The organism is Pseudomonas cannabina (genome assembly GCF_900100365.1).
Lineage (GTDB): Bacteria > Pseudomonadota > Gammaproteobacteria > Pseudomonadales > Pseudomonadaceae > Aquipseudomonas > Aquipseudomonas cannabina.
Window position 1 is genome coordinate 5,059,034 of sequence record NZ_FNKU01000001.1, and the last position, 26,876, is coordinate 5,085,909.

Genomic DNA, 26,876 nt, shown 5'->3' on the forward strand with positions numbered 1-26,876 from the left:
CTACACACAAAAGCCCGGCAGAGATGCCGGGCTTTTTGTTTCCCGATGGTTTTACGCTGTGGTGATTGCGAACGGAGCGATTACTTGCGGTCCGCAATCACCCCGATCAACACCAGCACTACCAACAGCACCGGCGCCAGGCTGTAGTTGTTGAACTGGCTGAGGCCGCGCACTACCCAAGGCGTGGCGTAGATCAATGCCGCGCCGCTGCCGACCGCGCAGAGCAGGGCGATGAGCGGGATGCGCAGGGCGCCGGTCATGCTGCTGATGCGCTGTTCGATCCAGCCTTTGATGTCTGCGCCGAACAGCACCAGCAGGCAGCCCACCAGTGCCAGGGCGATTTCCGAAAGATTGCTGCGACTCCAGCGCGAAACGGTGGCGAGCAAGTCGAGTACGAAATCCATGCAGGGTCCTTAGATCAGAAAGTATTGCAGCAAGTCATTGAGGAACAGCTGGCCTTGCGGCGTCGCGATCAGGCGTGCCGGATCTTCATGCAGCAGGCCTTTTTGTTCGGCTTGCCTGCGTGCCTCGGCGAGCGAATCGAGGCTTAGACCCGTCCTTTCCCGAAATAACGCAGCGTCCACACCATTTGTCAGTCGTAATGCGTTCATCAGAAATTCAAACGGCAATTCGTCCAGCGGCAACAGCTTTGAACCGGCCTGAAACGGTTTGTCCGGGTTCAGGTAATCCTTCGGCAAGCGGGTTTTCCAGGTACGAATAATGCGCCCGTCCGGATGGCTCAACTTGCCGTGTGCGCCCGCGCCGATGCCGATGAAATCACCGAACGCCCAGTAGTTGAGGTTATGCCGCGCCGGTTTACCGGATTGCGCATAGGCCGACACTTCGTACTGCGCGTAACCCTGAGTGGCCAGCAATTGCTGTCCGGTTTCCTGAATATCCCAAAGAATGTCGTCTTCAGGCAAAACCGGCGGCTGGTTCCAGAAGACGGTGTTGGGTTCCAGCGTCAGTTGATACCAGGACAGGTGCGTCGGCGCGAGGGCGATGGCCTGACGCAGGTCATCCAGCGCTTCATCCTGGGACTGGTCCGGCAGGCCGTGCATCAGGTCAAGGTTGAAGTTGTCGAAACCGGCCTGGCGCGCCATGTCGGCGGCGCGAATCGCCTCGTCGCCGTTGTGGATGCGGCCCAGCGCCTTGAGTTTGGATTCCTGAAAGCTCTGAATGCCGATGGACAGCCGATTGATCCCCAGACCGCGATAGGCGCTGAACTTGGCCTGTTCGAAGGTGCCGGGGTTGGCTTCCAGCGTGATTTCGATGTCGCTGGCAAAGCGAATGCGCTGTTCGACGCCTCGCAGCAAGCGGCCCAGCGCGTCGGCGCTGAACAGGCTCGGCGTGCCGCCACCGAAGAAGATCGATTGCAGTTCGCGGCCGTAGACGTGCGGCAGGTCAAGGTCCAGGTCGGCGAGCAGCGCGTCGACGTATTCCTGCTCCGGCAGCACGGGGCTTGCCGTGTGCGAATTGAAGTCGCAGTACGGGCATTTGCGCACGCACCACGGGATATGGATGTACAGCGACAGCGGTGGCAGGTTCGGCAGCGCAGGGCGCGGGCCCTCTGACGAGAAGCCGCTCTCGCCGAGAAACAGCGGCTGCGCAGGCGAGTCGTCGGTCATTGCAGACCCAGGCGTTCGCGCAACAGAACCATGGCGCGGGCGCGATGGCAGAGCTGGTTTTTCTCGCTCGGGCCCAGTTCGGCGCTGGAGCAGTCACGCTCCGGCACCCAGAACAACGGGTCGTAGCCAAAGCCGTGTTCGCCGCTGGCAGCGTGCAGAATGCGCCCGTGCCACAGGCCTTCACAGAGGATCGGCAGCGGATCGTCAGCATGCCTTACCAACGCCAGTACACAAACGAACTGCGCGCCACGTTGCTCGTCCGGCACGTCTTTGAGCGCCTCCAGCAGCTTGGTGTTGTTGGCCGCGTCACCTTTGCCATCGGCGTAGCGTGCGGAATAGATGCCCGGCGCGCCGCCGAGAAAGTCCACCGCCAGCCCCGAGTCGTCGGCCAGCGCAGGCAGCCCGGAGAGGCGCGAAGCGTTGCGCGCCTTGAGGATCGCGTTCTCGACGAACGACAGACCGGTCTCTTCCGGTTCGACCAGGCTGAATTCGCTGACCGAGCGCAGCGTCACGCTGCCGCCGAGCATGGCCTGGAGTTCCTTGAGTTTGCCGCCGTTGTGGCTGGCCAGTACGAGTTGGGTGAGGTTCATGATTGGCCTGTGGTGGTGCATGAAAACGATCGGTTAAACGGCAATCTGGTGATCGGTCAGCCCCGGGCTGGTGACCCGATAGATGCCGATTTCGCCCAGCAGGTTGGGCCACAGCTTGCTGGCCCAGCCGTGACGGTGTTGCTGATCGACCGCCAGCCTGTCGAGCACTTTTGCATCGCGTTCGCGGCACAGCTCTTCGAAGTCGCCGAAGGTGCAAAAGTGAATGTTCGGCGTGTTGTACCAGGTGTAAGGCAGGAACTCGGACACCGGCATGCGCCCTTTGCTGGCCAGATACCAGCGGCAGCGCCAGTGGCCGAAGTTCGGGAAGGTGATGATGCACTGGCGACCGACGCGCAGCATTTCGTCGAGAATTCTGTCCGGGTAATGCACGGCTTGCAGGGCTTGGGTCATGACCACCACGTCGAAGCTGTTGCTGGCAAAATTGCCCAGCCCCTTGTCGAGGTCCTGTTCGATGACATTGATGCCTTTGGCCACGCATTCGGCGATGTTCGCCGCGTCGTTTTCCAGCCCGTAGCCGGTGACTTGCTTGTTATCACGCAGCCAGGTCAGCAATTCGCCGTTGCCGCAGCCCAGATCGAGCACGCGGCTGCCTGCGGGAATCCATTCCTGGATGATTTCCAGATCGGCTCTCATGACGTCCTCACAACGAAATTCGGTTCATGTAATTACCGAAAGCCTGCAAGTAGCGCGGAATCGGGATCAGGAAGGCGTCGTGCCCTTGAGGCGCGTCGATTTCCAGGTAGCAGACGTCCTTGCGGGCCGCCATCAGCGCGTCCACCAGTTCTCGCGAGCGAGCCGGCGAGAAGCGCCAGTCGGTGGTGAACGACATCACGCAGAATTTGGCGGTGGCGTTGGCGAATGTCTTGGCCAGATCGTCGTTGAAGTTGGCGGCCGGGTCGAAGTAATCCAGCGCTTTGGTCATCAACAGGTAGGTATTGGCGTCGAAACGCCCGGAAAACTCTTCACCCTGATAACGCAGGTAGCTTTCGACCTGAAACTCGACGCTGTGGAAATCGTAGTTGAGCTTCTCGCTCTTCAGGCCACGGCCGAATTTCTCGCCCATCGAGTCATCCGACAGGTAGGTGATGTGCCCGACCATCCGCGCCAGCATCAGCCCGCGCTTGGGAATCACGCCGCGCTCCTGGAACGAACCGCCGTGGAATTCCGGGTCGGTGAGAATCGCCTGACGTGCCACTTCGTTGAAGGCGATGTTCTGCGCCGAGAGCTTGGGAGCCGAGGCAATTGCCAGGCAGTGACGCACGCGGTCCGGGTAGCTGATGGTCCATTGCAGCGCCTGCATGCCGCCCAGGCTGCCACCGATCACCGCGGCCCATTGCTCGATACCCAGCACATCGGCCAGCCGGGCCTGACTGTTGACCCAGTCTTCCACGGTCACGACCGGAAAGTTGGCTCCAAACGGCTTGCCGGTGTCCGGGTCGATGCTGCTCGGGCCGGTGGAGCCATTGCAGCCGCCCAGATTGTTGAGGCTGACGACGAAGAATTTGTTGGTGTCGACCGGTTTGCCGGGGCCGATGCAACTGTCCCACCAGCCGGGTTTGCGGTCATCGGCGCTGTGAAAGCCAGCGGCATGATGATGCCCGGACAGCGCATGGCAGATCAGCACGGCATTGCTGCGTGCAGCGTTGAGCTGACCGTAGGTTTCGTAAATCAGGTCATAGGCTGGCAACGAACGACCACAGGCCAGCGCCAGAGGCTCGCTGAAATGCGCCGTTTGCGGTGTGACCAGTCCGACAGAATCGTGGGGGAATACCGTGGGCATCGACCCTGCTCTCGCGTGAATGAGGCGTAAGTCTAAAGACCGCGGGGTGCAGCGGCAATAAGGGATGTTGTGCAAATCAACGGCACGATAGTTGAACGCCTTCGCGGACAAGTCCGCTCCCACGGCCTTCGGCCAGAATCAAAAGCAAACTTGTGTCTAGCGCTGAGCGTGAGAGCGAGATATACGTTTACATCAACAACCGCAACACATCCGGCATGCCGCTCATGGCAGCCAGGTTGTTGATGACCAGCATATCCAGCAGTTTGAGCACCAGGAACGCGAGGATCGGCGAGATATCCAGGCCGCCCAGATTCGGGACGATCTTGCGGAACGGCGCCAGCGCGGGTTCGCAGATCTGGTTGACCAGTTCTGCGCCAGGGTTGTGGCTGGCCGGGGCGACCCACGACAGGATCACGCTGATGATCAGGGCAAAGAAGAAGATCTTCAGGAACAGCGCGGTCACGCCGATGATCGACCAGAGCAACAAGTGCAACGGGTCGCCAGTGGTGCCGAACATCAGCAACAAGGTCAGTGCCATCAGGATCATCTGTACGATGATCGCCAGCACCAGCGACGACATGTCCAGCCCGAACAGGCTGGGAATGATACGGCGCAGTGGCTTGAGCAGCGGTTGCGTGGCGCGCACGATGAACTGGCACAGCGGGTTGTAGAAATTGGCCCGTACCAGTTGCAGCACGAAGCGCATCAGGACGATCAGCAGGTACAGACTGCCGAGCGTTTGCAGGACGTAAATTGCAGCGGTGTTCAATCCGATCATCAATCTGCTCCAGAGAAAGCCTAAATTATTTGCCCAGTTGTTCAGCCAGTTCGGCTGCACGGTGATCGGCGGCGCTCAGCGCGGTTTCCACCAGCTGTTCAAAACCGCCTGCCTGGAATGCCTTGATCGCAGCTTCCGTGGTCCCGCCCGGCGAGGTCACACGGCGACGCAATTCTCCTGCAACCAACTCACTGCCAGAGGCCATCAAGGCCGAGCCCAGCGCGGTTTGCAGGGTGAGTTTTCTGGCGATGTCTTCCGGCAGACCCAGCTTCACGCCTGCGGCCGTCATCGCTTCCATCAGCAAAAAGAAATACGCAGGACCGCTGCCGGACACTGCCGTGACCGCATCCACCTGTTTTTCCTGCTCGACCCAGACCGCCACGCCGACTGCCGACAACAACTGCTCGGCCTGCTCATGTTGCGCTGGCGACACGTTGTGGGTCGCGTACAGCCCGCTGGCACCCTGACGCAGCAATGATGGGGTATTGGGCATGCAGCGCACGACGGGCCGCTCGCCCAGCCATTGGGTCAGGCTGGCGCAGGTGATCCCGGCCGCAACCGATACGATCAACTGATCAGGCTCAAGGCTGGATTTCAGCGCCTGGCAGACGCTTTTCATCATCTGCGGTTTAACTGCCAGCACCACGACGTCGGCGCCTTTGACGGCTTCGGCATTGTCCGCGAATACCTTGATGCCGTGCTCGGTGGCAATCCGCTCGCGGGTTTCGGCGCCCGGCGCGCTGGCGCAGATCAGTGACGCTTCGACGCCTTGCGCGCGCAGGCCGCCGATCAGGCTGGCAGCCATGTTTCCGGCGCCGACAAAGGCGATACGAGTCTTGCTCATGACAGGTTCCCTGTATGCAGATTCAGTGTGTGCAACGTTACGGCTGCCCGTAGTCGCGGGCGCCAAAAAGGGCAGTGCCGATGCGCACCCAGGTTGCGCCTTGTGCGATGGCGGCTTCCAGGTCGTGGCTCATGCCCATGGACAGTGTGTCGAGCGGCAAGCCCAACTGCGCCTGCAAGGTGCGCACAGCGGCAAACGACGCCGCCTGTTCGAGCGGATCATCCGTCGGCTCGGGAATCGCCATCAGCCCGCGCAGCTTCAAGTGCGGCAGGGCGCTGATGGCGGCGGCCAGATCCGGCAGGTCCTGAGGCGTACAGCCCGACTTGCTGGCTTCACCGCTGACATTCACCTGAATGCAGATATTCAACGGCTCAAGCCCCTCGGGGCGCTGTTCGGACAGGCGTTGCGCGATTTTCAGGCGGTCCACTGAATGCACCCAAGCGAAGTTCTCGGCGATAGCGCGCGTCTTGTTCGATTGAATGGGGCCGATGAAGTGCCAGCACAAGGGCAGGTCGCTCAGTTCTGCCTGTTTTGCCAACGCTTCCTGCAAATAATTTTCGCCAAAGTCGCGCAGGCCTGCGGTGTAAGCTTCACGCAGGTCGCTGGCAGGCTTGGTTTTACTCACCGCCAGCAGGCCGATGGACGCCGGGTCGCGGTCAGCTGCGAGGGCGGCGTCGCGAATTCGCTGTTCGAGCGTTGAAATGTTCGCTGCTATCGTGGACATTGATTTGCGCCAGTCAGGCTAAGGTCTGCGGCATTCTATGTGATTGAGGAGCTGTATGGATATTACCGAGCTGCTGGCCTTCAGTGCCAAACAGGGCGCGTCGGACTTGCACCTCTCTGCAGGTCTGCCGCCGATGATCCGCGTCGACGGCGATGTGCGGCGCATTAACCTGCCCCCGCTGGACGCGAAGGAGGTCAAGGCGCTGATCTACGACATCATGAACGACAAGCAGCGTCAGGATTTCGAAGAGCGCCTAGAAACCGATTTTTCCTTCGAAGTGCCTGGTGTGGCGCGGTTCCGGGTCAACGCGTTCAACCAGAATCGCGGTGCCGGCGCGGTATTCCGGACCATTCCGTCGAAAATCCTGAGCATGGAAGATTTGGGCATGGGCAGTGTGTTTCGGAAGATTACCGACGTGGCGCGGGGGCTGATTCTGGTCACCGGGCCGACCGGCTCAGGCAAGTCGACGACCCTCGCGGCGATGATCGACTACCTCAATTGCAACAAGCATCACCATATCCTGACCATTGAAGACCCGATCGAATTCGTTCACGAGTCCAAGAAATGCCTGGTCAACCAGCGCGAGGTGCACCGCGACACACTGGGCTTCTCGGAAGCACTGCGCTCGGCTTTGCGCGAGGACCCGGACGTGATTCTGGTCGGCGAGATGCGCGATCTGGAAACCATTCGTCTGGCGCTGACTGCGGCGGAAACCGGTCACCTGGTGTTCGGCACGCTGCACACCACCTCGGCGGCGAAGACCATCGACCGGATCGTGGACGTCTTCCCGGCCCAGGAGAAATCGATGATTCGTTCAATGCTGTCTGAATCGCTGCACGCCGTGGTCTCCCAGGCGCTGCTCAAGAAGGTCGGCGGCGGGCGCGTGGCAGCGCATGAAATCATGATGGGCACCCCGGCGATTCGTAACCTGATTCGCGAGGACAAGGTGGCGCAGATGTATTCGTCAATCCAGACCGGCGGCTCGGTGGGCATGCAGACGCTGGACATGTGCCTGGCTGATCTGGTCAAGAAAGGCCTGATCACCCGCGAAAGCGCACGCGAGCGGGCCAAGGTGCCGGATAATTTCTGACTGAAGCCAGCCGCAATGAAAAAAGGGGCCCTGAACGAATTCAGGGCCCCCTTTTTTGGCTGTGAGCCCGATCAGGCAATCAGCGCTGGACGACGCGCATCTGCCCAGGCTGCTTTGGCAACACGCGCTTGGCGATCTTGTAGTGACTGTTCCAGTACGGTTTGTTCAGCGTATCGACAGTCACGGCCTTGCCATGGCGCGGCGCATGAACGAACTTGTTGTCGCCCAGGTAAATGGCGACATGGTTGATGTTGCGGCTTTTGATATTGAAGAACAGCAGATCACCCGGTATCAGGTCCTTGCGATCCACCGTCTGACCATGGCCTTGGGCCATCGCATTGGAGGTGCGCGGCAGATCGACTTCACGCACGTCCGTGTAGGCGTATTTGACCAGACCGCTGCAATCCAGCCCTTTGCCGGGTGTGGTGCCGCCCCAGCGATAAGGCGTCCCGACAGCCTGCAAGGCGCGTTTTACAACCGCATTGCCCTGTTTGGCCGGGACAGAGGCCTGCAAGGCAGCCTTGTTGGCGTTCTTGCGTGACAGCGGCTTCTGCAGGGGGCGCGTGCTGTCAGTCTGGATGCGGGTAGTGGTGGCTTCCTGAGGTGCGTTGCGAGTCGCGAATGCCGGTGAAGAATGACTTTTGGCGGTGTAGCCCGTGAAGCTCGCAGGAAGTTGTTGCTCACGATTGGTGGCGTGGGCGGCCAGTGGCATAAACAGGCAAATGGTTAGCCATGTCTTGAAAAAAGGACGCATTTGGCAAGGCTCATAGTGGTCAGCGCGCAACTTTATAACAGCTTTTTTGAAAAATCTGACCCCATTTGTCGAGTGCGTCACACTGGCATCGTTACGTTTTATGCGACAGACTCTTTCTTTTTTGCCGCTAATCTCTTTAGCGACAAGGGTTTGGCGGCGAAAAACTGCCTCGATTGCCATACGTCGGAATGGCGAAACCAAGTCACAAATTTGTTATGTATTTTTTTCTATCAGCGCAAAGAGGGTAAAAATGAACGGCTATCGATCTGACACACACAGCAAGGTGATGGGGTACCTGATGTGGATTTTCGGGTTTCTCGGGGCGCATCGTTTCTACTACGGCAAGCCGGTAACCGGGACTATCTGGTTCTTCACCTTTGGCCTGTTCGGCATAGGCTGGCTGATTGACCTGTTCCTGATCCCGTCGATGGACCGCGAGGCCGACCTGCGCTTCACACCGGGCGCCACCGATTACAGCGTGGCGTGGGTGCTGCTGACCTTCCTCGGCCTGTTCGGCGTCCACCGCATGTACCAGGGCAAGTGGATCACCGGCGTGATCTACCTGTTTACCGGCGGGTTGTTTCTGATGGGCATCCTGTATGACTTCTGGACAATGAACGACCAGATCTCGATGAAGAACGCCCAGCGCGGGTGAGGCTTGCTCAGGGGCGGATGTAGGAACAACTGTCTTTAAACCACCCCTGAAACCGATCACTCAGCTGTGTCTGGTGAACCGAGGCGGCCGGTTTTGCTGCCGGTTCCCGGCAGTTCGCGGACAAGTCCGCTCCTACAAAAGCCCCATCATTCGGGCCTCTGCCCGCAGGGCGTGGGAGCGAACTTGTTCGCGAAGGGGTCTTTATGATCGCCGAGAATGCATCGACTGAAACACCGTCTTCGCGAACAAGCAAAGCGTCGCCCGGTTCGCTCCTACACAAGCCTTGTCCACCGTAGGTCGGAGCGTGGTGCCTCAACGGCTATAGCTGATTCGTCCATCCACCAGCGTGTAGCGCACCGAGCCCGGCAGGCAGTGGCCGATGAAGGGGCAGTTCTCGCCTTTGGACAGCCAGGTTTCTCCGGCCAGGGTCGAGGCGGCAGGATCGAACAGCACGATGTCCGCTGGCGATCCGGCGCTCAGTTTGCCGGCTGGCAGGCGCAGGGCATCAGCTGGGCCGCTGCTCAGGCGGGCAAGCAGGGTCGGCAGGTCCAGCAAACCGTCTTCGACCAGCGTCATCGCCAGTGGCAGCAACAACTCCACACTGCTGATGCCCGGCTCGGTCGCGCCGAACGGGGCCAGCTTGGCGTCGCGTTCGTGCGGCTGGTGATGGCTCGATATCGCCTGAATGACTCCCGATTTCACCGCCTCACGCAGGCCCTCGCGGTCGGCGCGGGTGCGCAGCGGCGGCTGGACGTGATACAGGCTGGAGAAATCGATCAGTGCTTCATCGGTCAGAATCAACTGGTACAGCGCCACATCCGCCGTTACCGGCAGGCCACGCGCCTGTGCCTGGGCGATCAGCGCCGCGCCGCGTGCGCTGGTCAACTGGCTGAAATGCGCGCGCACGCCGCTTTGCTCGACCAGCAGCAGGTCGCGAGCCAGCGCCACGGTCTCGGCCGTTTCAGGAATGCCCGCCAAGCCCAGAAAGCTCGCGGTCGGGCCTTCATGCGCCAGGCCGCCTTCGGCCAGGTCGCGGTCCTGCGAATTGAAAATCACGGTCAGGTCGAACGTCGCCGCGTATTCCAGCGCCCGGCACAGTGTGCGGGTGTTACTGAAGCTGTTCAGGCCGTTGCCGAATGCCACGCAGCCCGCGTCGCGCAGGGCGATCAGTTCTGCCAGCTGTTCGCCTTCCAGGCCCTTGCTCAGCGCGCCGACCGGGAACACCTTGCTGAAACCGGCTTCGCGCGCACGGTCGAGGATCAGTTCGGCCACCGCCGAGGTGTCAAGCACCGGCTTGGTACGTGGCGGGCAGCACACGCTGGTCACGCCGCCTGCAGCAGCAGCGCGGGTTTCGCTGGCGATGCTGCCTTTACGGCTGTAACCCGGCTCGCGCAACGAAACGTTGAGGTCGACCAGCCCTGGGGCGGCCACCAGCCCGCTGGCATCGATAGTCTGAACCGGTTGAAAGCCGGTCGGTGCCGCGCCAATGGCGGCAAGTTTGCCTGCTTCGATGTGCAGGTCGGTAATCTGATCCAGCCCGCTAACCGGGTCGATGACGCGAGCGCCGAGGATGCTGAGCTTCACTGGGCGTTCTCCTGCTCGAATTGTCGTTGTGCGTTTTGCCCGCTCATGACCATGGACAGCACTGCCATGCGCACGGCGATGCCGTAGGTCACCTGATTGAGAATCACCGAATGCGCTCCGTCGGCCACCGCCGATTCAATTTCCACACCGCGGTTGATCGGGCCGGGGTGCATGACAATCGCGTCCGGCCTAGCCACCGCCAGCCGCGCGGTGGTCAGGCCGAACAGGCGATAGAATTCGCCCTCGCTGGGCAGCAGGCCGCCGGTCATGCGCTCGCGTTGCAGGCGCAGCATGATCACCACGTCGACGTCCTTCAAGCCTTCGTTGAGGTCGGTATAGACCTTGACGCCGTACTGCTCGACGCCGACCGGCAGCAAAGTTTTCGGCCCGATGACGCGGATGTCCGGGCAGCCCAGCGCCTTGAGCGCGAGCATATTGGAGCGCGCTACGCGGGAGTGCAGGATGTCGCCGACGATGGCCACCGACAGGTTTTCGAAGCCGCCCTTGTGGCGACGAATCGTCAGCATGTCGAGCATGCCCTGGGTCGGGTGCGCATGGCGGCCGTCACCGCCGTTGATGATCGCGACGTCCGGGCACACATGCTCGGCAATGAAATGCGCTGCGCCCGAATCGGCATGGCGCACGACAAACATGTCGGCAGCCATCGCTTCAAGGTTGCGCAGGGTGTCGAACAGCGTTTCGCCCTTGCTGGTGGACGAGGTCGAAACGTTCAGGGTGATCACATCGGCCGACAGCCGCTGGGCCGCCAGTTCGAAGGTGGTGCGGGTGCGTGTCGAGTTTTCGAAGAACACGTTGCACACCGTCTTGCCGCGCAACAGCGGGACCTTCTTCACCGCTCGGGCGCCGACCTCAAGAAACGAGTCAGCGGTGTCGAGGATTTCGGTGAGCAGCTCGCGGGGCAAGCCGTCCAGAGACAGAAAATGGCGCAGCTGGCCCAGGTGGTTGAGCTGCAGCGGGCGCTTGGCGTCGAGAGGCGTCATCGCAATGGACTCTTTAAAGGGCGGTGGAGAGGTCTTGAAGCTCGAGCGCCATTGGCTCGGGACCGGACAGCTTGATGCGTTCGTGCGGTGCCAGCGACAGCGTCGCCCCGACCACATTCGGGCGGATCGGCAGTTCTCCGGCGTCCAGGTCCAGCAGGCAGACCAGCGTGACGCTGGCCGGGCGGCCGTAATCGAACAGTTCGTTGAGCGCGGCGCGAATGGTCCGGCCGCTCATCAGCACGTCGTCGATCAGCACCAGATGCTGCCCTTCGATCTCGAACGGCAGTTCCGAAGGGCGCACTTGCGGGTGCAGGCCGTTCTGGCTGAAATCATCGCGATAGAACGAGACGTCCAGAGTGCCGAGCGGCGAAGGGTTGTCCAGCTCTTTGAGTAGCGCCTGAGCGACCCACACACCGCCTGTGCGGATGCCGATGAAACGAGGGTCGCTGATGCCGCGCTTGCTCAGATGAGCGTTCAGGTCAGTGGCCATCTGACGAATCAGTTCGGCGGGATTGGGCAGGCTCATGGTTGCTCCTTTGAGGCTCGGGCAGCGTCCGTCCATGGCGCGTTGCTCAAGCGATAACGTCTGATCCGGATATCTCGAAGCGACAGGGACTGTAAAAGTCACACATTCAACAATTCTGGGTGCTCGTCCAGCCAGCCTTGCAGCAGCAGCGCAGCGGCGATGGCGTCCACCGGATTGTCCCGGTAACTGCCTTTCTGGCCGCCGCGTGCCATGCGCTCGCCTTTGGCCTCGAAGGTCGTCAGGCGCTCGTCGTGGGTGTAGACCGTGACGCCGAAGCGTCCGTTGAGTCTGCGCGAAAACTTTTCCGCGCGGGCGCTCATCTCGCTGGGCGTGCCGTCCATGTTCAACGGCAGGCCGACCACGATGGCGTCAGGTTTCCATTCGGTAATCAGCGCCTGCACCTTGTCCCAGTCCGGCACGCCGTTCTGCGCCTTGAGGGTGCAGAGTTCGCGGGCCTGACCGGTGATCGCCTGGCCGACGGCAACGCCGATCTGTTTGGTGCCGTAATCAATCCCCAGCAGCAAGCGCAAAGCGGCCATCAGGCGTGACCTGCCTGAGTCGAGATCAGGCTGAGATTGACGCCGAGGCGTCTGGCGGCGGCATCGAGACGTCGTTCGCTGTCGACGTCGAACAGAATCGCCGGGTCGAACGAGCAGGTCAGCCAGGCATTGTCAGCCATTTCGGCATCCAGCTGGCCTGCGTCCCACCCGGCATAGCCCAGGGTGATCACATTTTGATCAGGTCCGTAGCCGTCAGCGATGGAAAACAGCACGTCCTGTGAGGTGGACAGCGAGATTCCGCCCGGCAGCGCGACCGTGGCCTGAAACAGCTGGCCGCTTGGATGCAGGACGAAGCCGCGATCAGTCTGCACCGGGCCGCCGGAATGAATGACGATTTCCTGGCAGCGTTTCGGCGCTGGCAGCTCCGGTCGCAACTGTTCGAGTACATCCGCCAGGGTCAGGCTTTGCGGGCGGTTGATTACCAGCCCCATTGCGCCATTGGCGTTGTGCTCGACAACGTACGTCAAGGTCTGAGCAAAGTTCTCGTCGTGCATGTGAGGCATGGCGATCAGGAACTGGTGCTTGAGATAGCTCGGGGAGACTTTTTTCATGAGTCCTAGTGTGGCGTTGTGTTACGGGCCTGACAACTGACACTTATATGTGTCGGGTGTCCGTTGGCAAAAATGTCAGTTGCTCGACAGTTTATCGCCGCGTGCAAATTTCCAGGTGCGAATGATCTCGAGCCGGTCGATGTCTGCCAGATCACCGGTGAACGGCGCAAAAGGCGCAGCCAGACGCACGATTCGCTGTGCGGCCTGATCCAGCAGCGGTTGCCCGGAGGATTCCAGCACCAACACTTCGTACAGCGAGCCGTCGCGATTGATCGACACAAGAAGTCGCAAATTGCCGTAGATCTGCTGGCGACGTGCTTCCTCAGGATAGTTCAGGTTGCCGACTCGTTCGACCTTCTTGCGCCAATCGTCCTTGTACCAGGCACCTTTATCGCGCATGGTCGAGGCCGCATTGAGGCGGTGGATCTTCGGCCGCTTGGCGTAAGCCTGCTGCTCGTTCGAGAGTTCGGCTTCAAGGCTGGCGATTTCGTTGCTCAGCTCCGAGCTGTCAAACGTTGGCGCAGCCTTGGTGGCTGGATCGGGCTTGACCTCTTCGCGCTTGGCGACGGTTTTCTGCGGGCTCTGCGCGTTGGTGGAAACCGCAGTCTTCGGCGCTTCCTGCTTGACCACCGGCTTGCTGGCCGGGGGGGGGTGACCTTGTTTACCTTGGTGTCCTGATAAGGCGCCAGCTCGGTGGTCTTGAGTGTTTCGGCCTTGTCCAGCGTGCCGCTGCCCTGCTGATCGTCTTGCGCCAGATAATCCGCCTGTTTGGGCTTTTCGTCGCTTTTGAACGTGGCGAGGGTGATTTCCAGCGTCTGCGAGATCTGCTCCGGCTTGACGTAGGTAAAGCCCACGCCAAGGATGATCACCAAGTGGATCAGCGCCGCGATCAGCAGGGTAAAACCCAGGCGATCAGCGGGGCGCACACCGACGTTGGAGAGTTCGAGGGGAAGGTCGTTTCGGGCCATGGAGGTCATCGGCGGTTCAGTATCTCGTCAGCCTGCATGTCAAAATCCGTGTCGTGTCACAGGTGGCGCATGATAACGCAATGTGCGGTTTGGCTTCAGAGTGGATCTGACGAAGGGGCGCGTCTGCACGCCGCTTATCGTTATACACAAATATCGAGACACCCGGAAAGCCGGGCTTCTTGGGCGCGGACCGGGTGACGCTTCGCTTGTCCGGGAAACGGTAGTCCAAACGATGTATTTCGGAGCATAGGCCTATCTTCGCGGACAAGTCCGCTCCCACGGCCTTTGGCCAGAATCAAAAGCGCCGGGCTTTTTGGGGGCGGACCGGGTGACGCTTTGCTTGTCCGGGAAAAGGTAGTCCAAACGATGTATTTCGGAGAATAGGCCTATCTTCGCGGACAAGGCCGCTCCCACGGCCTTTGGCCAGAATCAAAAGCGTCGGGCTTTTGGGGGGCGGACCGGGTGACGCTTTGCTTGTCCGGGAAACGGTAGTCCAAACGATGTATTTCGGAGAATAGGCCTATCTTCGCGGACAAGGCCGCTCCCACGGCCTTTGGCCAGAATCAAAAGCGTCGGGCTTCTTGGGGGCGGACCGGGTGACGCTTCGCTTGTCCGGGAAACGGTAGTCCAAACGATGTATTTCGGAGATAGACCTACCTTTCGCGGACAAGTCCGCTCCCACGGCCTTTGGCCAGAATCAAAAGCGTCGGGCTTTTTGGGGGCGGACCGGGTGACGCTTTGCTTGTCCGGGAAACGGTAGTCCAAACGATGCGTTCGGAGAATAGACCTATCTTCGCGGACAAGTCCGCTCCCACGGCCTTTGGCCAGAATCAAAAGCGTCGGGCTTTTTGGGGGCGGACCGGGTGACGCTTTGCTTGTCCGGGAAACGGTAGTCCAAACGATGCGTTCGGAGAATAGACCTATCTTCGCGGACAAGTCCGCTCCCACGGCCTCTGGCCAGAATCAAAAGCGCCGGGCTTTTTGGGAGCCTACCGGGTGACGCTTTGCTTGTCCGGGAAACGGTAGTCCAAACGATGCGTTCGGAGAATAGACCTATCTTCGCGGACAAGTCCGCTCCCACGGCCTTTGGCCAGAATCAAAAGCGTCGGGCTTCTTGGGGGCGGACCGGGTGACGCTTTGCTTGTCCGGGAAAAGGTAGTCCAAACGATGCGTTCGGAGAATAGACCTATCTTCGCGGACAAGTCCGCTCCCACGGCCTCTGGCCAGAATCAAAAGCGCCGGGCTTTTTGGGAACCTACCGGGTGACGCTTTGCTTGTCCGGGAAACGGTAGTCCAAACGATGTATTTCGGAGAATAGGACTATCTTCGCGGACAAGTCCGCTCCCACGGCCTTTGGCCAGAATCAAAAGCGTCGGGCTTTTGTGGGAGCGGACTTGTCCGCGAAGCGGTGGTTCAAACGACGCATTGCGTGGAATAGACCTACCCTTTCGCAGACAGGCGAAGCGTCGCCTGGTCCGCTCCCACAAAGAGCTCCATATCCGGGTGTCTTAGCCCTTGCGCGCTTGCAGCTTGTTGCCGATCGCATCCATCAGCAGGCCGCCGATGTTGGTGCCGAAGGCGTTATCGATTTCGCGAATGCAGGTCGGGCTGGTGACGTTGATCTCGGTCAGGTGTTCGCCGATTACGTCAAGGCCGACGAACAGCAGGCCTTTTTCACGCAGGGTCGGGCCGATCTGTTCGGCGATCCAGCGGTCCTTGTCGGTCAACGGGCGGGCTTCGCCACGGCCGCCAGCGGCAAGGTTGCCACGCGTCTCGCCAGCAGCGGGGATGCGCGCCAGGCAGTACGGCACCGGCTCGCCATCGACCATCAGAATGCGTTTGTCGCCGTCCTTGATGGCTGGCAGGTAGCCCTGCGCCATGATCTGCTGGGTGCCGTGGGCTGTCAGGGTTTCGAGGATCACCGACAGGTTCGGGTCGCCTGCGCGATGGCGGAAGATCGACGCGCCGCCCATGCCGTCCAGCGGCTTGAGGATCACATCACCCTGTTGCTCGGCGAATTCGCGAATGATGTCGGCGCGGCGGCTGACCAGCGTTGGCGGGGTGCACTGCGGAAACAGCGTGGCAAACAGCTTCTCGTTGCAGTCACGCAGGCTCTGCGGCTTGTTGACCACCAGCACGCCAGCGCGTTCGGCCTGCTCCAGCAGGTAAGTGGTGTAGACGAATTCCATGTCGAATGGCGGGTCCTTGCGCATCAGGATCACGTCGAGGTCGTCGAGGCCTGCGTCGATTTCAGCTTCGAATTCGAACCATTTGGCCGGATCGGCAAATACCTTGAGCGGCTTCATGCGCCCGCGGGCCTGGCCGGCATTCTGGTAAAGGTCTTTCTGTTCCATATAAAACAGTGACCAGCCGCGTTCCTGTGCGGCAAGGAGCATGGCCAGCGAGCTGTCCTTTTTATAGGAGATGCGCTCAATGGGGTCCATGACAATCCCTAGGCGAACGCTCATGGGCAATATCCTCTGATCGGTAAGGGCGCGATGGCCGTAAAAATTGGCATCAGGGTGGCGCTCCGATTGCTCCCGGTCAAGAGGCAGGCCTGCCACGGTGCGCTTTATGGATTGCGTCTGGAGAGTGTGCTAAAAAGGCTCGGCATCCGGTCTTCGGTCCCTGTGGATCAATGAAGCGATACCGTCAGGCTCTCAGTGCCTCGCAGAATGCGCAAAAATTCGCTGCGGCGATGGAAGAGCAGCTTATGGAACAACACGCCTCCGCCTTGAAAGTCATGGTCATCGATGACTCGAAGACCATCCGCCGCACCGCCGAAACGCTGCTCAGAAACGCAGGCTGCGAAGTCATTACTGCGATAGACGGTTTCGACGCGCTGGCCAAGATTGCCGATAACCACCCGCGAATCATATTCGTCGATATCATGATGCCGCGTCTGGACGGCTATCAGACCTGCGCGCTGATCAAGAACAACCGGGCATTCAAGTCGACGCCGGTCATCATGCTGTCGTCAAAGGAAGGGCTGTTCGACAAGGCCAAGGGTCGGATTGTCGGTTCCGATCAGTTTTTGACCAAGCGTTTCAACAAGGAAGAACTGCTCAGCGCCATCAAGGCTCATGTGCCGGGTTTCGTTGCAGCAGAACAACATCTATCGTGACGCCCGCGCCTGATGTCGCGCGCTCGTAATCTGACGGGGAACACCCATGGCTCGAATATTGATCGTCGATGATTCGCCGACTGAAATGTACAAACTCACCGGCATGCTGGAAAAGCACGGTCACGAAGTGCTGAAAGCCGAGAACGGTGCTGACGGCGTGGCCCTGGCCCGTCAGGAAAAGCCCGACGCCGTATTGATGGACATCGTCATGCCGGGTCTCAACGGCTTTCAGGCCACGCGCCAACTGACCAAAGACGCCGACACCAGCAGTATTCCGGTGATCATGATCACCACCAAGGATCAGGAAACTGACAAGGTCTGGGGCAAGCGCCAGGGTGCGCGGGATTACCTGACCAAGCCGGTGGATGAAGAAACCCTGATGAAAACCCTGAACGCGGTGCTGGCCGGCTGATTGCCGGGATTACCATGGCTGATCCTCGTACCGCTTTTGAACTGCTGCTGGACATGGATCGGCGTTGCCGTTCGCTGGCGGCCGGGCTGCCGTTGCAGGAAGCCCACCAGCAGGACTGGATCGGCATTGGTTTTCGCATGGGCGAGCAGCGTTTTGTGGCGCCTATCGGCGAAATCGCCGAAATTCTCCATGAACCCCGTTATGCCGCCATGCCTGGCGTGAAACCCTGGGTGGTAGGCGTCGCCAACCTGCGTGGCCGGCTGCTGCCGATCATGGACTTGTGCGGGTTCTTCGGTCATGAGCTGGTGCCGGTCCGCAGGCAGCGGCGGGTATTGGTGGTCGAACACAGCGATGTGTTCACCGGCTTGCTGGTGGATGAGGTGTTCGGTATGCAACGCTTCAGTCAGCCGAGCCTCATCCCTCAGATACCGCAAGACGTGGAGCAGCGCATGGTGCCGTTTCTGCGCGGGCAATTCATTCGCGAGCAGGCCTGGCAGGTGTTCAGCCCGTGGGCGGTGGTGCAGTCCGAGGATTTCATGGACCTGGCGTCCTAGAATGGGGGCTGGTTTGTTTCACTGATAGAGGCGGGGGCCTGATTGATGGGTAATACAGGCAGGTCACTGGAAGGCGCACGAAGCCGGACGCAGATTATTCTGCTGTTCGTCGCGCTGATTGTTTTCATCATGTTGCTGTTCGCCAATTTTGCTTACCTCAATACCCAGTCGAACTACGACAAGCAATACATCGGGCATGCCGGCGAACTGCGCGTTCTGTCCCAGCGCATCGCCAAAAACGCCACCGAAGCGGCTGCGGGCAAAACCCCGGCGTTCAAATTGCTGGCCGACGCCCGCAACGATTTCGACGTGCGCTGGGGCTACCTGAGAAAAGGCGACCCCGCCACCGGGCTGCCCGCCGCACCGGATCTGATCCGCGACGAGCTGCGCACCGTGCAGAAAGACTGGGAAGGGCTGCGCAAGAGCACCGACGTGATTCTGGCCAGCGAACAGACGGTACTGTCGCTGCACCAGGTGGCGGCAACCCTGGCGGAAACCATCCCGCAGTTGCAGGCCGAATACGAGAAAGTCGTCGAGATTCTCCTGCAAAGCCGTGCGCCCGCCGCACAAGTGGTGGTCGCCCAGCGTCAGGCGCTGCTGGCCGAACGGATTCTCGGTTCGGTGAATACCGTGCTGGCCGGTGATGAAACCGCCGTTCAGGCTGCCGATGCGTTTGGCCGCGATGCCAGCCAGTTCGGCCGCGTGCTGAACGGTATGCTGGAAGGCAACGCGACGCTACGCATCTCACAGGTTGAAGACCGCGACGCCCGCGCGCGACTGGCGGAGATCGCCGAGCTGTTCGAGTTCGTGTCCGGTTCGGTGGACGAGATTCTCGAAACGTCGCCCGAGCTGTACCAGGTGCGTGAAGCGTCCGGCAACATCTTCAACACCTCGCAAACCCTGCTCGATGAAACGTCGATGCTCGCCAACAGCCTGGAAAACCTCGCCAAACGCCGCACCATGAACACCGTCGGCGGCTACGTGCTGGGTTTGCTGGCGCTGATGTCGATCATCCTGATCGGCCTGGTGATGGTCCGCGAGACCAATCGACAACTGCGTGAAACCGCACAGAAGAGCGAGCGCAACCAGAACGCGATCATGCGCCTGCTCGATGAGATCGAAAGCCTGGCGGACGGCGACCTGACCGTGACGGCCTCGGTGACCGAGGATTTCACCGGCGCGATTGCCGACTCCATCAATTACTCCATCGACCGGCTGCGCGAACTGGTGGTGACCATCAACCTGACGGCTGAACAGGTCGCTTCTGCAGTTACCGAAACCCAGGCCACGGCCATGCAGCTGTCGGCGGCGTCCGAGCATCAGGCGTTGCAGATCAGCGCGGCGTCGACTGCCGTCAACGACATGGCGGCGTCCATCGATCAGGTGTCGGCCAACGCGTCGGAGTCCTCGGCGGTGGCAGAGCGTTCGGTGGCGATTGCCAACAAGGGCAACGAAGTGGTGCACAACACCATTCACGGCATGGACAACATCCGCGAACAGATTCAGGACACCTCCAAGCGCATCAAGCGGCTGGGCGAGTCTTCCCAGGAAATTGGCGATATTGTCAGCCTGATTGACGATATTGCCGACCAGACCAACATCCTCGCTCTCAACGCGGCGATTCAGGCCTCCATGGCCGGTGATGCCGGGCGAGGCTTTGCGGTGGTTGCCGACGAAGTGCAACGGCTGGCCGAGCGCTCGTCGTCCGCCACCAAGCAGATCGAAACCCTGGTGCGCGCCATTCAGAACGACACTAACGAAGCGGTCATCTCCATGGAGCAGACCACCAGTGAAGTGGTGCGCGGCGCACGGCTGGCGCAGGATGCTGGCGTGGCGCTCGGTGAAATCGAAGGGGTTTCCAGAGTGCTGGCCGAACTGATCGAAAGTATTACCGACGCCGCCCATCAACAGGCCGAGTCCGCCGGGCAGATTTCCCAGACCATGACTGTGATTCAGCAGACCACCTCGCAGACGACCTCGGGCACCGCCGCGACGGCCGAGAGCATTGGCAACCTGGCGAAAATGGCCAGCGAAATGCGCCGCTCGGTGTCGGGCTTCACCCTGCCGCCCTCGAAGAAGATCGGATGATGTTCAAAAAATGAACGCTCTTCATGGGATAACAGGCGGAAATCGTCATGGCTGATCGTCACGATTACGTGGCCCTGGAATGGCTCAAGGGCGAGATTGCCGAGACGCTGCGTCAGGCTCGCCAGGCGCTCGACGCGTTTATCGAAGACCCGGCCGACAGTGCGGCGATGGCCCGCTGTCTGGACCTGGTGCATCAGGTTCACGGCAGCCTGCAAATGATCGAGTTCTACGGCGCCGCGCTGCTGGCCGAGGAAATCGAGCAACTGGCGCTGGCCGTGCAGCAGAACCGCGTCAGCCATCCGGTGGAATCCGAGCAACTGCTGATTCAGGCCATGAGCCAGCTGCCGATTTATCTGGACCGCATACATTCGGCCCGTCGCGACCTGCCTTTGGTGGTGTTGCCGCTGCTCAACGACCTGCGCAGTGCGCGAGGCGAAAGCCTGCTGTCGGAAACCAGCCTGTTTGCCCCGCAACTGGTCAGCGTCCCGCCACTCGACGATGAAGAACTGGCGCAGCGCAACACGCCTGAACTGCCCAACCTGTTGCGCAAACTGCGCCAGACGTTACAGGCCGCACTGGCCGGCCTGATGCGCGAGCAGGGCGTGCAGACCCAGCTCGGTTACATGGCCAAGGTGTTCGCCCGACTGGAGCAGTTGTGCGAAGACGCGCCGCTGGGGCCACTCTGGCGAATCGCCACGGCACTGGTCGAAACCATGCTCAACGGCAATTTCACCAATAGCCCGGCGCTGCGCAGCCTGCTGAAGAATGCCGACAAGGAACTCAAACGTCTGACCGAACAGGGCGTGGCGGGGATCAATCAGCCCGCGCCTGAAGAATTGCTGAAGAGCCTGCTGTTCTACATTGCCAAGTCCGACAGCCTGGCGCCGAAGATGCTCGATCTCAAGGATCAGTACGCGCTGGCGGATGCCTTGCCCGGCGACGACGTGGTCGACGAAGAGCGCGCTCGGATGGCCGGGCCTGACCGCGATGCCATGCGCTCGGTGATCGTGGCCTTGTGCGAAGGGCTGGTGCGGGTCAAGGAACGGCTCGACGTATTCGTGCGCGGCGACCGTCAGCACGTCAGCGAACTCAATGCGTTGCTACCGCCGCTGCGGCAGATTGCCGATACCCTGGCGGTGCTGGGTTTTGGCCAGCCGCGCAAGGTGATCATCGATCAGTTGAGCGTGGTGCAAGGGCTGGCGCATGGGCAGCGCGAACCCAGCGATGCCGCGCTGATGGATGTAGCGGGGGCCTTGCTGTATGTCGAATCGACCCTCGCCGGCATGGCAGGCAGCAATGAGCCGTCCAGCCGTGAAGAAAGCCGCCTGCCGACCACCGATCTGACCCAGATCCACCAACTGGTGATTCGCGAAGCGCGCATCGTGTTGCAGCAGGCCAAGGACGTGATCGTCGATTACATCGACGGCGAGTGGGACCGCCAGCGGCTTGACCCGCTGTGTGCCCTGCTGGTGCAGGTGCGCGGTGCGCTGGCGATGATTCCGCTGGCCCGCGCGGCGAGCCTGCTCGCGGCCTGTAACGAATACATTCAGGAACACCTGCTGGTCGACGACACCCGGCCGAGCTGGGTGCAGCTCGATTGCCTGGCCGACACGATCAGCGGGATCGAGTACTACCTGGAGCGCCTGCTCGAAGACCACGAGGCGCCGGGCGATCAGATTCTCGACATGGCTCAGCAGAGCCTGGCGCGGCTGGGCTATTCACCCGCAGCGGACACCCTTGAAGTGCCACTGCTCGACGAAATCATCACCCAGGACGAACTGCTCGAACTGGATGACCGCAAGGCACTGGTCAGCCCGACCCAGACGATCGCTCAGGTGCTCGCCAGCCCGGTGTCTGCGGTCAATCCGCCCGCTCGCAACGTCCCGACCAGCCTGCTGCCGCCTGCCGCTGACGAGGAGGCGGTCGACGACGAGTTGCGCGATGTGTTTCTCGAAGAGGCCGATGAAGTACTCGATGCACTGCGTGAATACCTGCCGCGCTGGTTTGCCTCGCTGAGCAGTGGCGGCCATTGGGACAGCTCGGCGCTGACCGAAGTGCGCCGGGCGTTCCACACGCTCAAGGGCAGCGGGCGGATGGTGCGCGCGCTGATCCTCAGCGAACTGGCCTGGGCGGTCGAAAACCTGCTCAATCGCGTGCTGGAAGGCAACGTGCTGCCGGGCCTTGAGGTGCAACAGCTGATGCACGAGGTGCTGGCGCTGCTGCCGTCGGTGATCCGCGACTTTGCCGATGATGCGCAGCGCCAGCGCAATGATGTCGACCTGCTGGCGGCCCGTGCCCACGCGCTGGCCAACGGTGTTGAGCCGGCGTCGCTGGCCGCGTCTGCTGATTCTGCCTCTGGCGAACCACTCGATCCGCAACTGCTGGAGATTTTCCGTCAGGAAGCGCAGGGCCATCTGGGCACCTTGAGCCGCTTCCTCGAGACCGCCGAGCAAGCGAGTTCGCCGTCGATCAGCGACAGTGTGCTGCGCGCCCTGCATACGCTCAAAGGCAGCGCACACATGGCCGGCGTTCTGCCGATTGCCGAACTGGCGAGCCCGCTCGATCAACTGGTTCGCGAGTACAAGGCCAACCTGATCGACATCGGCGCGCCTGAGCTGAACCTGTTGCGCAGTGCCGAACCGTTGTTGCGCCTCGGTCTGGAGCAGCTGGACACCACACCGCTGGGCGAAATACCGGGTGCGGCCGGGTTGATCGAGGCGGCCAGCACGCTGCTCAACGACCGGCTTACCGCGGTGCTGCGCGAGTCGGACAACGGGCTGCGCATCAAGCGTAATCCTCAGTTGATTGCCAGCTTTCTGGCCGAAGGCATGGACATCGTTCTCGACGCTGAAAACCTGCTGCGGCGCTGGCGTCAGCATCCCGGAGACCGGCAGGAGTTGAGCGCACTGCTGGATGAACTGACCACCCTGGGGCATGGCGCGCATCTGGCCGATCTGCCCCAGGTGGATGAGTTGTGCGAGGCCTTGCTCGACCTGTATGGCGCTGTCGAAGAAAGCAGTCTGGCGGTCAGCGAACGATTTTTCGATGAGGCGGAGCACGCCCATGAAGCATTGATCAACATGCTCGATCAGGTGGCTGCCGGGCAGGATGTCGAGCCTCGTCCGGAGTGCGTGCGCGCTTTGCACGCACTGCTGGCCCAGGCGCTGGACCCGTCGGCGACCGGTCTGATCAAGAGCGATGGCCAGCACACTTTGAGTGTGACAGAGCTCAACACGGCGACCGAGCAACTGGCCCGTGAGGCCGAGCAGCCCGATGTTTCCAGCCCGGACGACGAGATCGTCGAGATATTTCTGGAAGAAGCCGTCGACATCCTCGACAGCGCCGGGCAGGCCCTGCAACGCTGGCTGGCAGACCCGGAAAACCCGGCGCCGTTGAGCTCCTTGCAACGCGACCTGCACACCCTCAAGGGGGGCGCACGGATGGCCGAAGTGGCCGAGGTCGGCGACCTGGCCCATGAACTGGAAAACCTGTACGAAGGCCTGATCGACCGGCGCATCAGCTTCTCTGCGGCGCTGGCCGATCTGCTGCACAAGAGCCATGACCATCTGGCAGTCCTGCTGGAGCAACTGTATCGGCATGAAGCACTCAGCGACCCTTCGGCGCTGATCGCGGCGCTGGGTAGCTGGCGGCACATCGACACTGCAAAACCTGACGCGTCGGCGCTCGCTCAGGCGAGCGAAGAGCCGCCCGAGCATGACACCGAGCTGCGTGAAATCTTCCTCGAAGAAGGTTTCGACATCATCGAGAGCTCCGGCGCAGCGCTGGTTCGCTGGCAGGCCGATCCGCACAACATGCTGGAAGTCGAGAACCTGCTGCGCGATCTGCATACCCTCAAGGGCGGCGCGCGCATGGTCGAGATCGCGCCGATCGGCGATCTCGCGCATGAGCTGGAAACCCTTTACGAAGGGCTGTCCACCGGCAGCATGCAGCCTGATTCACTGATGATCGGCCTGCTGCAGAGCGGTCATGACGTGCTGGCCGACATGCTGGATGCGGTGCGCACTGACAAGCCGATGCCCGACGCCACCTTGTTGATCGACAAAATCCGTGCCCTGGCCAGTCTGGAGCCGGGTGCCAGAGTGGCGGTTGCGTCCACGCTGGAGAGCGCTCCGGAACCTGTCGTGGCGGTTGCGCCGGTTGCCGAGTCCGACGCCGAACGTGGCGGTCCGGAAATGGTCAAGGTGCCCGCCGAACAGCTGGAAAACCTGGTCAACCTGGCGGGCGAGACGTCGATTTTTCGCGGGCGAATCGAACAGCAGATGCTCGACGCGCAGGTTGCGCTGGTGGAAATGGAAACCACCATCGAACGGATGCGCGATCAACTGCGTCGCCTCGATATGGAGACGCAAGGCCGGATTCTCAGCCGTGAACAGGTTCAGGCCGAACGTTTGGGCTATGAAGAATTCGATCCGCTGGAAATGGACCGCCATTCCCAGTTGCAACAATTGTCGCGTGCGCTGTTCGAGTCTGCGTCCGACCTGATGGACCTCAAGGAAACCCTCGGCGCTCGCACCCGTGACGCGGAAACCTTGTTGTCGCAACAGGCGCGGGTCAACACTCAGTTGCAGGAAGGCCTGATGCGCACGCGCATGGTGCCGTTCGAGCGACTGGTGCCGCGCTTGCGTCGCGTGGTGCGACAGGTAGCGTCGGAGCTGCACAAGAAAGTGCATTTCGAGGTCGGCAATGCCGAGGGGGAAATGGACCGCAACGTGCTGGAACGCATGGTCGCGCCGCTGGAGCACATGCTGCGCAATGCCGTCGATCATGGCCTGGAAAGCACTGAGAAGCGCATTGCCGCTGGCAAGCCGGAACAGGGCCGGATCAGTCTGGAGCTGATGTACGAGGGCGGCGATATCGTCATCGAACTGAGTGATGACGGCTCGGGCGTCGATCTGGAGGCAGTGCGGCGCAAGGCCATCAAACGCGGCATGATTGACCCGGACGCCGACCTGTCCGATCACGAGGTGCTGCCGTTCATCCTTCAGGCCGGATTTTCCACCAGCGAGATCATCACCCAGATTTCCGGGCGTGGTGTCGGCATGGACGTGGTGCACGCCGAGGTCAAACAGCTGGGTGGCTCGATGGTCATCGACTCGGTGCCCGGCAAAGGCACGCGCTTCCGTATCCGGCTGCCAATTTCGGTGTCGGTCAACCGCGCGCTGATGGTGACCTGTGGTGAAGAGCAGTATGCGGTGCCGCTCAATACCGTCGACGGCATCGTGCGCGTGATGGCCAACGAACTGGATGCGTATTACCAGACCGTCCCGCCGCGTTATCAATACGGCGGGCGCAGCTATGAGTTGCGCTACCTGGGCGAACTGCTGGGCAACAGTCCGCCGAGGCTGGTCGGCCAGTTGCAGCCGCTGCCGGTGTTGCTGGTGCATTTGCAGGATCAGTGGGTGGCGGTGCAGGTCGATGCGCTAGCCGGTTCCCGGGAAATCGTGGTCAAGAGTCTTGGGGCGCAGTTTTCCGGCGTGCAGGGCATTTCCGGCGCGACTATTCTGGGCGATGGCCGGGTGGTGCTGATTCTGGACCTGATGGCGCAGATCCGTACCTTGCAGGGCCTGCCGTTCAGGGGGCTGACGCCAGTCTCGTACAGCGAGGTCGAGCACGCCAGACCGTTGCTGGTGATGGTCGTGGACGACTCGGTGACGGTGCGCAAAGTGACCAGCCGCCTGCTCGAACGGCACGGCATGCACGTGCTGACGGCCAAGGACGGGATAGACGCCATGAGCCTGTTGCAGGAACACACCCCTGACATCATGCTGCTGGACATCGAAATGCCGCGTATGGACGGTTTTGAAGTCGCCAGTCAGATCAGGCAGGACGAAGAACTCAAGGGTCTGCCGATCATCATGATTACCTCCCGCTCTGGTCAGAAACACCGCGACAGGGCCATGGCCTTGGGTGTCAACGAGTACCTGAGCAAGCCTTATCAGGAAACCGTGTTGCTGGAGAGCATCGCTTACTGGAGTCAGGTTCATGTCTGAAGGTACGTTCCAGACCAGTCGCCTGACCAGCCTGACCGGTCTGTTGTTGCCGCTGAGCGACCGCCACCTGCTGGTGCCGAACGTTGCGGTGGCCGAGTTGATCGACTATCAGGATTGCAGTGCCGGGCCGGACGCGCCTGAATGGTACCTAGGGCCGATCAGCTGGCGCGAACTGACGTTGCCGCTGCTCAGCTTCGAAGCCGCCTGCGGAGGACGCACACGGGTCGGAGGTCGCGCCCGAATCGTGGTGCTCAATGCGCTGGGCGCCCGTAACGATGTGCGCTTCATCGCCCTGCTGACCCAAGGCATCCCGCGCTCCTGCAAGGTCGACAGCCAACTGAGCTACGTCGACGTCCCGCTGGCCGAACTGGAACTTGCCGCCGTGCAGATCGGCGAAACCGTCGCCCGCATCCCCGACCTGGAAGGGCTGGAGCAGTTGTGGGTGGAGGCGAAGGCTTAATGCGCGGGAGCGGACTTGCCGGCGAAAGGCCCGGTACATTCTCCGAAGATGCATCGTCTGAAGTACCGTCTTCGCGGACAAGTCCCCTCCCACAGAAGCTCGTCTTCGCGGACAAACGGAGCGTCGCACGATAGTTGTCTGGTCTACCGTACACCTGTCGTTCTCCACAGGCC

Annotated in this window: 23 protein-coding genes and 1 pseudogene; 8 read left to right on the forward strand and 16 right to left on the reverse strand. The window is 61.2% G+C overall.

Features of this window, described 5'->3' with window-relative positions; genetic code table 11:
- Positions 1-80: 80 nt before the first annotated feature.
- From BLT55_RS23905 to BLT55_RS23940, 8 genes are all read right to left on the reverse strand, one after another.
- Positions 81-404 carry a DUF3392 domain-containing protein gene (locus BLT55_RS23905; RefSeq protein ID WP_005888321.1) on the reverse strand — a complete coding sequence of 108 codons (324 nt, stop codon included), beginning with the start codon at positions 402-404 and terminating at the stop codon, positions 81-83.
- A 9-nt stretch (positions 405-413) separates the two neighbouring features.
- Complete coding sequence (hemW, locus tag BLT55_RS23910) at positions 414-1,628, reverse strand: radical SAM family heme chaperone HemW (protein ID WP_055000081.1); 1,215 nt, start codon at positions 1,626-1,628, stop codon at positions 414-416.
- On the reverse strand, positions 1,625-2,221 hold the full coding sequence (rdgB, locus tag BLT55_RS23915) for an RdgB/HAM1 family non-canonical purine NTP pyrophosphatase (RefSeq protein WP_055000082.1): 597 nt from the start codon (positions 2,219-2,221) through the stop codon (positions 1,625-1,627). Before rdgB ends, hemW begins: the two co-directional genes overlap by 4 nt.
- A gap of 30 nt (positions 2,222-2,251) precedes the next feature.
- Positions 2,252-2,872, reverse strand: a complete 621-nt coding sequence (metW, locus tag BLT55_RS23920) for a methionine biosynthesis protein MetW (RefSeq protein WP_055000080.1) — start codon at positions 2,870-2,872, stop codon at positions 2,252-2,254.
- A gap of 7 nt (positions 2,873-2,879) precedes the next feature.
- Positions 2,880-4,019, reverse strand: a complete 1,140-nt coding sequence (metX, locus tag BLT55_RS23925; RefSeq protein WP_055000079.1) for a homoserine O-succinyltransferase MetX — start codon at positions 4,017-4,019, stop codon at positions 2,880-2,882.
- A 187-nt stretch (positions 4,020-4,206) separates the two neighbouring features.
- The gene (locus tag BLT55_RS23930; protein ID WP_007252044.1) at positions 4,207-4,797 is read right to left on the reverse strand and encodes a YggT family protein; all 591 of its coding nucleotides are present in this window, start codon (positions 4,795-4,797) and stop codon (positions 4,207-4,209) included.
- A 25-nt stretch (positions 4,798-4,822) separates the two neighbouring features.
- The gene (gene proC / locus BLT55_RS23935; protein WP_007252043.1) at positions 4,823-5,641 is read right to left on the reverse strand and encodes a pyrroline-5-carboxylate reductase; all 819 of its coding nucleotides are present in this window, start codon (positions 5,639-5,641) and stop codon (positions 4,823-4,825) included.
- A gap of 37 nt (positions 5,642-5,678) precedes the next feature.
- On the reverse strand, positions 5,679-6,365 hold the full coding sequence (locus tag BLT55_RS23940; protein ID WP_055000078.1) for a YggS family pyridoxal phosphate-dependent enzyme: 687 nt from the start codon (positions 6,363-6,365) through the stop codon (positions 5,679-5,681).
- Between the two features lie 55 nt (positions 6,366-6,420).
- Between BLT55_RS23940 and BLT55_RS23945 the strand changes: the two genes are divergently transcribed.
- Positions 6,421-7,455, forward strand: coding sequence for a type IV pilus twitching motility protein PilT (locus tag BLT55_RS23945; RefSeq protein ID WP_007252041.1), 1,035 nt, complete (start codon positions 6,421-6,423; stop codon positions 7,453-7,455).
- 79 nt (positions 7,456-7,534) lie between these two features.
- On the opposite strand, the gene BLT55_RS23950 is transcribed toward BLT55_RS23945, so the two are convergent.
- Positions 7,535-8,209 carry a C40 family peptidase gene (locus tag BLT55_RS23950; RefSeq protein WP_055000077.1) on the reverse strand — a complete coding sequence of 225 codons (675 nt, stop codon included), beginning with the start codon at positions 8,207-8,209 and terminating at the stop codon, positions 7,535-7,537.
- A 250-nt stretch (positions 8,210-8,459) separates the two neighbouring features.
- Here BLT55_RS23950 and BLT55_RS23955 point away from each other — a divergent pair, with 250 nt between their 5' ends.
- Positions 8,460-8,864 (forward strand): NINE protein, encoded by a 405-nt coding sequence (locus BLT55_RS23955; RefSeq protein ID WP_055000076.1) that lies wholly within the window; start codon positions 8,460-8,462, stop codon positions 8,862-8,864.
- Between the two features lie 312 nt (positions 8,865-9,176).
- Here BLT55_RS23955 and BLT55_RS23960 read toward each other — a convergent pair whose 3' ends face one another.
- The 7 genes and pseudogenes from BLT55_RS23960 to gshB all read right to left on the reverse strand — a co-directional run bounded on the left by BLT55_RS23960 (position 9,177) and on the right by gshB (position 16,522).
- Positions 9,177-10,448, reverse strand: coding sequence for a dihydroorotase (locus BLT55_RS23960; RefSeq protein ID WP_007252037.1), 1,272 nt, complete (start codon positions 10,446-10,448; stop codon positions 9,177-9,179).
- On the reverse strand, positions 10,445-11,449 hold the full coding sequence (locus BLT55_RS23965) for an aspartate carbamoyltransferase catalytic subunit (protein ID WP_055000075.1): 1,005 nt from the start codon (positions 11,447-11,449) through the stop codon (positions 10,445-10,447). Before BLT55_RS23965 ends, BLT55_RS23960 begins: the two co-directional genes overlap by 4 nt.
- Positions 11,450-11,462: 13 nt before the next feature.
- Positions 11,463-11,975 (reverse strand): bifunctional pyr operon transcriptional regulator/uracil phosphoribosyltransferase PyrR, encoded by a 513-nt coding sequence (gene pyrR / locus BLT55_RS23970; RefSeq protein ID WP_007252035.1) that lies wholly within the window; start codon positions 11,973-11,975, stop codon positions 11,463-11,465.
- A gap of 98 nt (positions 11,976-12,073) precedes the next feature.
- Complete coding sequence (gene ruvX, locus BLT55_RS23975; protein ID WP_007252034.1) at positions 12,074-12,514, reverse strand: Holliday junction resolvase RuvX; 441 nt, start codon at positions 12,512-12,514, stop codon at positions 12,074-12,076.
- Positions 12,514-13,086 carry a YqgE/AlgH family protein gene (locus BLT55_RS23980; protein ID WP_055000074.1) on the reverse strand — a complete coding sequence of 191 codons (573 nt, stop codon included), beginning with the start codon at positions 13,084-13,086 and terminating at the stop codon, positions 12,514-12,516. Before BLT55_RS23980 ends, ruvX begins: the two co-directional genes overlap by 1 nt.
- A 75-nt stretch (positions 13,087-13,161) precedes the next feature.
- Positions 13,162-14,063, reverse strand: a pseudogene (locus BLT55_RS23985) (TonB family protein).
- 1,499 nt (positions 14,064-15,562) lie between these two features.
- The gene (gshB, locus tag BLT55_RS23990; RefSeq protein ID WP_055000174.1) at positions 15,563-16,522 is read right to left on the reverse strand and encodes a glutathione synthase; all 960 of its coding nucleotides are present in this window, start codon (positions 16,520-16,522) and stop codon (positions 15,563-15,565) included.
- Positions 16,523-16,767: 245 nt separating this feature from the next.
- Here gshB and pilG point away from each other — a divergent pair, with 245 nt between their 5' ends.
- The 6 genes from pilG to BLT55_RS24020 are packed head-to-tail and all read left to right on the forward strand — an operon-like array spanning position 16,768 to position 26,703.
- Positions 16,768-17,178: a twitching motility response regulator PilG gene (gene pilG / locus BLT55_RS23995; RefSeq protein WP_055000188.1), complete on the forward strand. Its 411-nt coding sequence runs from the start codon at positions 16,768-16,770 to the stop codon at positions 17,176-17,178.
- 46 nt (positions 17,179-17,224) lie between these two features.
- Positions 17,225-17,590, forward strand: coding sequence for a twitching motility response regulator PilH (pilH, locus tag BLT55_RS24000; RefSeq protein ID WP_007252029.1), 366 nt, complete (start codon positions 17,225-17,227; stop codon positions 17,588-17,590).
- A 14-nt stretch (positions 17,591-17,604) separates the two neighbouring features.
- Positions 17,605-18,144: a chemotaxis protein CheW gene (locus tag BLT55_RS24005; protein ID WP_055000175.1), complete on the forward strand. Its 540-nt coding sequence runs from the start codon at positions 17,605-17,607 to the stop codon at positions 18,142-18,144.
- A 45-nt stretch (positions 18,145-18,189) separates the two neighbouring features.
- Entirely contained in the window at positions 18,190-20,232 is a 2,043-nt protein-coding gene (locus BLT55_RS24010) for a methyl-accepting chemotaxis protein (RefSeq protein ID WP_007252027.1), read from the forward strand.
- 47 nt (positions 20,233-20,279) lie between these two features.
- Positions 20,280-26,243 carry an Hpt domain-containing protein gene (locus BLT55_RS24015; RefSeq protein WP_055000176.1) on the forward strand — a complete coding sequence of 1,988 codons (5,964 nt, stop codon included), beginning with the start codon at positions 20,280-20,282 and terminating at the stop codon, positions 26,241-26,243.
- The gene (locus BLT55_RS24020; protein WP_055000177.1) at positions 26,236-26,703 is read left to right on the forward strand and encodes a chemotaxis protein CheW; all 468 of its coding nucleotides are present in this window, start codon (positions 26,236-26,238) and stop codon (positions 26,701-26,703) included. Before BLT55_RS24015 ends, BLT55_RS24020 begins: the two co-directional genes overlap by 8 nt.
- The last annotated feature ends 173 nt before the right edge of the window (positions 26,704-26,876 follow it).

Excerpts from the sequence above, each read along its gene's own strand:
- BLT55_RS23905 (WP_005888321.1), bottom strand. The coding sequence starts at position 404 with ATGGATTTCGTACTCGACTTGCTCGCCACCGTTTCGCGCTGGAGTCGC.
- hemW (WP_055000081.1), bottom strand. The coding sequence starts at position 1,628 with ATGACCGACGACTCGCCTGCGCAGCCGCTGTTTCTCGGCGAGAGCGGC.
- metW (WP_055000080.1), bottom strand. The coding sequence starts at position 2,872 with ATGAGAGCCGATCTGGAAATCATCCAGGAATGGATTCCCGCAGGCAGC.
- metX (WP_055000079.1), bottom strand. The coding sequence starts at position 4,019 with ATGCCCACGGTATTCCCCCACGATTCTGTCGGACTGGTCACACCGCAA.
- BLT55_RS23930 (WP_007252044.1), bottom strand. The coding sequence starts at position 4,797 with ATGATCGGATTGAACACCGCTGCAATTTACGTCCTGCAAACGCTCGGC.
- proC (WP_007252043.1), bottom strand. The coding sequence starts at position 5,641 with ATGAGCAAGACTCGTATCGCCTTTGTCGGCGCCGGAAACATGGCTGCC.
- BLT55_RS23940 (WP_055000078.1), bottom strand. The coding sequence starts at position 6,365 with ATGTCCACGATAGCAGCGAACATTTCAACGCTCGAACAGCGAATTCGC.
- BLT55_RS23945 (WP_007252041.1), top strand. The coding sequence starts at position 6,421 with ATGGATATTACCGAGCTGCTGGCCTTCAGTGCCAAACAGGGCGCGTCG.
- BLT55_RS23950 (WP_055000077.1), bottom strand. The coding sequence starts at position 8,209 with ATGCGTCCTTTTTTCAAGACATGGCTAACCATTTGCCTGTTTATGCCA.
- BLT55_RS23955 (WP_055000076.1), top strand. The coding sequence starts at position 8,460 with ATGAACGGCTATCGATCTGACACACACAGCAAGGTGATGGGGTACCTG.
- BLT55_RS23965 (WP_055000075.1), bottom strand. The coding sequence starts at position 11,449 with ATGACGCCTCTCGACGCCAAGCGCCCGCTGCAGCTCAACCACCTGGGC.
- pyrR (WP_007252035.1), bottom strand. The coding sequence starts at position 11,975 with ATGAGCCTGCCCAATCCCGCCGAACTGATTCGTCAGATGGCCACTGAC.
- ruvX (WP_007252034.1), bottom strand. The coding sequence starts at position 12,514 with ATGGCCGCTTTGCGCTTGCTGCTGGGGATTGATTACGGCACCAAACAG.
- BLT55_RS23980 (WP_055000074.1), bottom strand. The coding sequence starts at position 13,086 with ATGAAAAAAGTCTCCCCGAGCTATCTCAAGCACCAGTTCCTGATCGCC.
- gshB (WP_055000174.1), bottom strand. The coding sequence starts at position 16,522 with ATGAGCGTTCGCCTAGGGATTGTCATGGACCCCATTGAGCGCATCTCC.
- pilG (WP_055000188.1), top strand. The coding sequence starts at position 16,768 with ATGGAACAACACGCCTCCGCCTTGAAAGTCATGGTCATCGATGACTCG.
- pilH (WP_007252029.1), top strand. The coding sequence starts at position 17,225 with ATGGCTCGAATATTGATCGTCGATGATTCGCCGACTGAAATGTACAAA.
- BLT55_RS24005 (WP_055000175.1), top strand. The coding sequence starts at position 17,605 with ATGGCTGATCCTCGTACCGCTTTTGAACTGCTGCTGGACATGGATCGG.
- BLT55_RS24010 (WP_007252027.1), top strand. The coding sequence starts at position 18,190 with ATGGGTAATACAGGCAGGTCACTGGAAGGCGCACGAAGCCGGACGCAG.
- BLT55_RS24015 (WP_055000176.1), top strand. The coding sequence starts at position 20,280 with ATGGCTGATCGTCACGATTACGTGGCCCTGGAATGGCTCAAGGGCGAG.
- BLT55_RS24020 (WP_055000177.1), top strand. The coding sequence starts at position 26,236 with ATGTCTGAAGGTACGTTCCAGACCAGTCGCCTGACCAGCCTGACCGGT.